This window comes from Halomonas sp. DP5N14-9, assembly GCF_019802175.1.
GTDB lineage: Bacteria > Pseudomonadota > Gammaproteobacteria > Pseudomonadales > Halomonadaceae > Halomonas > Halomonas litopenaei.
The window spans coordinates 221,960-228,772 of sequence record NZ_JAHVHR010000006.1; the positions used below are offsets into that span (position 1 = coordinate 221,960).

At 62.9% G+C, this 6,813-nt stretch carries 7 protein-coding genes, 1 rRNA gene and 1 pseudogene; 4 read left to right on the top strand and 5 right to left on the bottom strand.

Features of this window, described 5'->3' with window-relative positions; genetic code table 11:
* Window positions 1–2 precede the first annotated feature (2 nt).
* The 3 genes and pseudogenes from KUW00_RS06445 to KUW00_RS06450 all read left to right on the top strand — a co-directional run.
* Window positions 3–758: pseudogene (locus KUW00_RS06445) on the top strand (DUF3080 family protein); the annotation flags it as partial.
* 91 nt (window positions 759–849) lie between these two features.
* A complete protein-coding gene (locus KUW00_RS22615) occupies window positions 850–1,077 on the top strand; it encodes a hypothetical protein (protein WP_375038301.1) in 228 nt (75 codons plus the stop codon).
* 98 nt (window positions 1,078–1,175) lie between these two features.
* Window positions 1,176–1,889: a hypothetical protein gene (locus tag KUW00_RS06450; RefSeq protein ID WP_045992975.1), complete on the top strand. Its 714-nt coding sequence runs from the start codon at window positions 1,176–1,178 to the stop codon at window positions 1,887–1,889.
* Between the two features lie 87 nt (window positions 1,890–1,976).
* Here KUW00_RS06450 and tusA read toward each other — a convergent pair whose 3' ends face one another.
* Window positions 1,977–2,231, bottom strand: a complete 255-nt coding sequence (gene tusA, locus KUW00_RS06455) for a sulfurtransferase TusA (RefSeq protein WP_045992976.1) — start codon at window positions 2,229–2,231, stop codon at window positions 1,977–1,979.
* Window positions 2,232–2,257: 26 nt separating this feature from the next.
* On the opposite strand from tusA, the gene KUW00_RS06460 reads away from it, so the two are divergent.
* On the top strand, window positions 2,258–2,545 hold the full coding sequence (locus tag KUW00_RS06460; protein ID WP_045992977.1) for an antibiotic biosynthesis monooxygenase family protein: 288 nt from the start codon (window positions 2,258–2,260) through the stop codon (window positions 2,543–2,545).
* A 31-nt stretch (window positions 2,546–2,576) separates the two neighbouring features.
* Here the strand turns inward: KUW00_RS06460 and rlmM are convergent, their stop codons facing one another.
* From rlmM to rrf, 4 genes are all read right to left on the bottom strand, one after another.
* Window positions 2,577–3,650 carry a 23S rRNA (cytidine(2498)-2'-O)-methyltransferase RlmM gene (rlmM, locus tag KUW00_RS06465; protein WP_222568572.1) on the bottom strand — a complete coding sequence of 358 codons (1,074 nt, stop codon included), beginning with the start codon at window positions 3,648–3,650 and terminating at the stop codon, window positions 2,577–2,579.
* Complete coding sequence (locus KUW00_RS06470; RefSeq protein ID WP_045992979.1) at window positions 3,640–4,077, bottom strand: DUF2721 domain-containing protein; 438 nt, start codon at window positions 4,075–4,077, stop codon at window positions 3,640–3,642. The genes rlmM and KUW00_RS06470 overlap by 11 nt, the downstream gene beginning before the upstream one ends.
* A 310-nt stretch (window positions 4,078–4,387) precedes the next feature.
* Entirely contained in the window at window positions 4,388–5,947 is a 1,560-nt protein-coding gene (locus tag KUW00_RS06475) for a BCCT family transporter (protein ID WP_222568573.1), read from the bottom strand.
* Between the two features lie 756 nt (window positions 5,948–6,703).
* A 5S ribosomal RNA gene (gene rrf, locus KUW00_RS06480) occupies window positions 6,704–6,813 on the bottom strand; the annotation flags it as partial.

A 6,813-nucleotide genomic window follows, 5' to 3' on the forward strand; every position in this document is an offset into this window, starting at 1 on the left:
GCATGAACGGCTTTCGTCCTGGCCGGTGGCGACCGCTGCTGCTCGCCTCCTGCCTGTCGCTGCTGGTGGGCTGTGGCGACTCGGCGCTGGAACGTGATCTGCTGGCCTATCAACAGCGGCTAGCCGAGGCACTCGACCAGCCACCACCGGAGCCCGCGCCGGTGGCCAACATCGGCGACTTCCCCGAACGCCGTCAGTTGACGCTCGAGATCCCGCCGATCAGGGAAGGCATGCTCGACGTCTTTGCCCTGCGCGGCTGCCATATCGCCAACCTGGTCGCCGAGCGCAACAACCAGCTTGGCAAGACCGCCGCCCCCAGCCAGCGCTGGCTCTACGAGCTGCGTCTGTGGCGCCGCCTCAGCGCCTGCTGGAACGCCGAGGCCGCCGACGCCCTGGCCGAGGGTGACCGCCAGCGTCTGGCTCGCCTGACCGACATCAAGACACGCCAGCTGCCGCTGGCCAGCTACAACGCCCTGGTCTCCTCCGAGGAGTGGACCGGCAGCTTCTCGCGGGCAAGCTCCCCCCTGCCTCTCGACGAACTCTCGGCGGTCGACGAGCAGCTTGCGGCGCTTGGCTATCTGAACGAAGCGGTCATCCACCAGTTCGACCGCCAGTGGACGCCAGAGTCCGGGCCACTGGAACAGGCGCTTGCCACCCTGCGGGATCGTCCACTGAGTGCCGAGCTGATGCGCGCCCTGATGCTGGCAAGCCAACGCCTCGAGGAAGCCAGTCGACTGCTTGAGAGCGCCCTCGCCTCCCGCCATGGCTCAGACAACGACCGGACCGGCGCTGATGCGGCATGTTCACAGACGACGACGCTGCCCGAGGAAGGCGACACCCTAGCGTCACTTGAGCGCCTCGAGACGCAGGCGCTACGCTGGTTCGCTGGCATGGACCGACTGCTGGACGCCCATGTGGCGGGCAGCCAGGCCTTTCAGGACTACCGCCGGCAATGGCTCGACCTGGACAGCGAAACCACGCCACTGGCAAGTTTCGTGCGCATACGAGACGATCACCTGTGGTTGCGTCAGCAATGGCGTCAACGCTGTGATACCCACGAGGACTTACGCTAGTTGATGAGTCTGTGCTATTGATGAGAACAGGGACGTAGAGCGCAGCGTCCGGCCCCGGGCCGAGATGCGATGCCGTAAGCAAGCAGCCGCTGGAGGGAGATCATGGGCATTCCACTGTCACCCCGCCCCGCTCGGGTCATCGACCTGGAGAGCATGCGCCAACGCCAACTGGCCCGCAGACGCCTGGTTCGCCTGGCCCCGGAGCTCGATGGACTGGAGATGGTGTACCGACTCGACGCGCACCCGGATACCCTGTACGGCATGCCGATACTGGCCTGGGGGATGCGTGAGAACGGCGATATTGTCGGGCTGGTCCCGTGGATGGAGTCGCTGACGCCATGCGAGCAGCTCGACGATCCGGACCACGGTCACTTCGTCGGCTACCGTGATCCGGAAACCGAGGAGCTGTTCGACCAGCCCCCGGAACACAAGGAAATGGAACTGGCCCACGCGGCGGCCTACTTCGAATACGAGGATACCCGCGAAACCACCCTGATCCAGAGCCTGCCGGATCATCAGGGTACCCACGCCCTGTGCATGGACGAGGAAGGCGCGCCCTGGCAGCTCAAGCAGGTCTTCGGCTGGCGCCTGTACAGCGATGGCACCATCGAGTCCCTGCTGGCCGACGAGAACCTGATCGAAACCGTCCCGGTACTGCCCGGCGACGCCTGTCTCTACCCGGGCCACAGCCGACACCGGGTGGTGTACTTCTTCCAGCGCCAGATCGCCAATCGTATTCGCCAGGAAGACCCGGCGACGCTGGAAGCCCTGGCCATGATGGTCATGCCTGACGACGATGAGGAAGCCGCGCCATAGCGTCAGAAGGAGCGTCGGAAGGAGCGTCAGGATCAGCGTCACCACCGGGGAGGGGGCTCAAGCGTTGAGTCCCCTCCCTCGGCAATATCATCCCAGCCGGATAAAGTAGAAGTGCGAGCCATCTTCAAGACTGCGATGCTCCACCAGCTCGTGCCCGAGAAACTGGCAGAACTTGGGCACATCTCGGGTGGTCGCCGGATCTGTCGCCGTGACCTTGAGCACCTGGCCAGGACTCATGTCCCGCACCGCGTTGTGCATCATCATGATCGGTTCAGGGCAGAACAGACCGCTGGTATCCAGTTCCTTGTCGCTTGCGGGCAGCGCATCGGAAGAATCCACCATCAATACCTCGGAGTTGGAGTGAAAGCATGATCAAGATCATCATCGAGCGCCGCATCATGCCGGGCCTGGAAGAAGAATACGAGCAGGCCGCACGAGAGGCCATGCGCCAGTCGCTGGGCGCCGATGGCTTCTTCGGCGGCGAGAGCCTGGTCGAACAAGGACGCTCCGACCGCCGTCTGATGATCACCAAGTGGCGCGATCTGCGCGCCTGGAAGGCATGGTACAACAGCGAGGCCCGAGAAAGAGTGATGCAGCACGTCCAGCCGCTGCTGACCGAGGCAGAGAACGTCCGGATCTTCGAACCGGCCTACTGACCCACGCCCATCTGCTGCCCGTGTCGCCGCCTCAATCGAGGCGAACGTGCACGGTGACCTCTTCCCTGTCGTGATAGAGGTGACGACAGCGTATTTCGGCCCGAACCCCGGCCTCCTGCAAGCGTGACGCGAGGCCGGAAAGACACAGCGATACCTCCTCCCAGCGCTTCTTCATCGGCAGCTTCAAGTTGAACACCGCCTCGCGACACCAGCGCTGCAACAGCCAACGCTCCATCATGGTGATGACGCGCGAGGGCTTGTCGACGATGTCGCAGACCAGCCAGTCCAGGCGCATCGGCGGCTCCCACACGAAGCCATCCTCACGCAGATGCTCGACCATGCCGCTGGCCATCAGGGCCTTGTCCATGGGGCCATTGTCGATGGCGTAGACCTGCATCCCCCGCTGCACCAGCTGCCAGGTCCAGCCCCCCGGGGCAGCACCAAGATCCGCCGCCTGCATGCCCTCCCCGAGCCGCTCGTCCCACTCGTCACGCGGCACGAATTCATGCCAGGCCTCCTCGAGCTTCAAGGTCGAGCGGCTTGGCGCAGCGTGGGGGAAGCGCAGACGTCGAATGCCGCCGGGGAATTCACTGCGATTGCCGGGAAAGCTCATCGCCAGCTGGACCCGGTCACCGTCACGCCAGACCAGGTGCAGCCGTCGTCCTCCCGCCTTGCGGCGCAAGGCACCACGCTTCTTGAGCTGGGAGTTGAGCGGGCGTTCCAACGCCTTCAACAGGCTACTCAGCGCCTTGGCCTCGTTGGTATCCGGGGTCTCCTGCCAGATCGACTCGAAGCTCCAGCCACAGGCCTTGAGCTGCTCGAAGATGGGCGAGAGTCGATCGTCCCGGGACAGCGAGAGCTCCGGCAGGGCCAGCAACGACTGGCGGGCAAATACCAGCTCGTCGAGACGCAGGCGACGATGCAAGTCATTGGCCGGGTGCTCGCCGTCCATGCTGACCCTGACCAGCCCCTCCTCCATCAGGGGCTCGGCGCTGGCGCCCTCGCCTTCGGCCAGGAACTCAGCGTGCAGGCGGTCGGTCAGCTCGGCGGCCAGGTCCGGCTCGAACCCCGGGCGACAGAACAGCAGGATTTGATCAGGCGTCATGGGTAAAGGTTCTCTTTCTCCAGTCGAGTCCGGCGCGTCCCTCGGCGGTCAGTTCGATATCCTTCAACTGAACGTTCAGGGCGTTGGTGGAGATCACCACCTCCCACAGCGAAAACACCAGGGATATCGACAGCGATGCCAGGCTGATGCCGAACAGCAGCATACCCAGCGGCGTCCATGACAGGAACAGCGCAAACATCGACAGGGTACACAGCAGGAAACTGAAGACCCCGGCGATCTGCATTCGCTTGGTCAGCGAGATGCGCCGTCGCAGTAGTCGGATCTGGGTGACGTGATCCTCTTCCCCCTCCTTTACCTGCTCCGCCAGCTTGCGGATCAGTCCGGCCAGGGTCAGGAAGCGATTGGTATAGGCCAGCAACAGCAATGAAATGGCGGGAAACAGCAGGGCCGGCGTGGTTAGATTCACGGGGGCACTCCAGAGGATCGACGAAAGTCGATCATGGTAGCAGTCACGGCGCCTGGCGACGAGTCGCGCGGCCCTTCCCCCGGCCTCGGAGGTCAGTTTGACGCACCGGGTGCGACACACCCGGTACGCTGAGACAAGCTCGCGCAGGAAGACGCACAACTTGCCGATCCGGTAGCGAATACCGGACGGCTGTGCCTTATACGAAACTGCCCCCGACGCAAGCGTCGGGGGCAGACAATGGAGCGGAGGCCGAAATCAGGACTCAACCTGCAGAGCCATCAGGCCGCGGCCAACAGAGGCGATGTCCCGATTACAGGATGCCCTGCTCCTTGGCCATCTGACGAGCCGCCCGAGGGGCCGTCCACAATGTCGGCAGCAATACCAGCGACACCGGGATGGCGGTGATCACGATAAACTGCTGCAGGGCACTGATCTGGCCTGCACCCATTCTCAGCAGAATGGCGGCCATCAGCGCCATGGCGACGCCCCAGAAGGCACGAACCAGAGCATTGGGCTCGTCGTGACCGGCACCGACCACGGAAATGGCGTAGCTCATGGAGTCACCGGTCGTCGCCACGAAGATGGTGGTCAACAGCAGGATGGCCATGGCCATCAGGCTTCCGCCGGGCAGCGCCTGGGCCACGGTCAGGGTCGCGACATCAAACTGGAAGTTGTTCAGCGCCTCGGTCAGATCGATGGCACCGCTCAGTTGATAGTAGATGCCGGAACCGCCCAGCAGGGTGAACCAGATCATGGTGGCCACAGGCGCCATCACCGCCACCGCCAGAATCATCTGCCGGATGGAGCGTCCACGAGAAATCCGAGCGACGAAAATCGCCATCAGCGGGCCGTAACCGATAAACCAGGCAAAGAAGAACACTGTCCACCACTGCATCCACCAGTCCGGTGCGGTCTGGGTGGTCATGGTCGCCATCTCGAAGAACGAGCTCAGATAGGCGCCCGCCCCCTGGGTAAAGGCATCGGTCAGAAACAGCGTCGGTCCCAGGATAAAGATCGTCGCAGCGATCGCCAGAGCCAGAAACACGTTGAAGCGGCTGAGGATCTGGATCCCCTTGTGGATTCCGGTGACCGCCGAGGTCACGTACACCACCCCCAGAGCAGCAAGCACCATCAATTGGGTGCTGTAGCCTTCACTGACACCGAACAGCTCATGAAAACCGAAGCTGACCTGAGTCGCCAGGAAACCGATGGGGCCGACGGTACCCGCCACCACGGCGATCACGCACAGAGCGTCGACCAGGCCACCGAAGGGCCCCTTCATGACCTTTTCGCCCAGCACCGGATACAGCAGGGTCCGCGGCTGCAGCGGCTGTCCCTTGACGTAGTGGGCATGAGCCAGCACCACCGACGCCAGCGTACCCAGCACGGCCCAGGCCAGCAGCCCCCAGTGCATGAACGACTGGGCCAGAGCCCCTGAAATGGCCTCGGCCGTCCCGGCTTCGCTGTCGAAGGCCGGCGGCGTCACCACGAAGTGATAGACCGGCTCACCGGCGGCGAAGAACACACCGCCGCCCGCGAGCAGCGTGCACATGATCATCGACAGCCACTTGAAGGTACTGATCTCTGGCGTCTCGAGATTGCCGATACGCGCCTTGGCGCTGGGAGACACGGCGATGCCCATGGCGATGAAGAAGGTCGCCAGCAACAACAGCTGGAAATAGCTGCCCAGGGTCTTGGCGGTCCAGGCAAAGCCTGCCGAGATGCCGTTGGCAACCATCTCGATGTCGTATACAGACAGGGCGACGAAGCCCATGATGAAGCCGATGCTCAAGATGAGCACGATGGGATCACCCAGTCGAGGACCGGCCGAAGAAGCCCGCGAGTCGGAGGAAGCGGTGGTATGACTCATGTGGTGGGTAGCGACAGCAGACTAGGGTCAGGCTGTCGGACTCTCCTTTTGGGAAAGATGAATGGCGCCCTGATGGGCATGAAGGAAGCACGGAGGATTCCGCGATTTCATGACAGCTCTGTGGCTGAAGGGAAAGGATTCACCGCGCCTCATGCGCGAATCGAACCCGGCGACGCGCCTGGAACCCGTTCCAGGCGTATCGTAAAAAAAGCATGACAATGTCGACGCCGCATGACCACCCCCTGAACAGCGCAATGGTTCAACGCTTGAGTCTTTTTCCGGTCATGCCAGCATGCCACTGGAGGGGTATACGACCTCAGGGCGTCACACAAACACTAGCGCCCTCGCATGGGGGTGAGTCACCCCGAGCTTTTGCGGCAACGCCGCAAGGGGGGACGAACGACGCGAGCCTGCGAGCGGCCGGACCGCGCCGAGGGGGTTATCGTCCCGCGCCCGCTTATAGAAAGCGAGCTTAACCTTGTGGAAATTCCGGTATCCGGAGTTGTACTAGAAACAAGGCAGCTTATCTCTCGCATGGGGGTGAGTCACCCCAGCGCTCTTTACAAGGGCTGCAGCGAAGCTGCAAGGGGGGACGAACGACGCGAGCTTGCCCTTGAGAAAAGCCAGGCCGGACCGCGCCGAAGGGGTTATCGGCGCGGCCCCACATATAAAGAGGGGGGTCTTCCCCATGCATACGCTCTTTACAAAAAGAAGGCCCGACTATCTCTCGATAATCGGGCCTACTTTTGAATAAATGCCTGACGATGACCTACTCTCGCATGGGGAGACCCCACACTACCATCGGCGCTGAGCGGTTTCACTTCTGAGTTCGGCAAGGGATCAGGTGGTTCCCACTCGCTATGGTC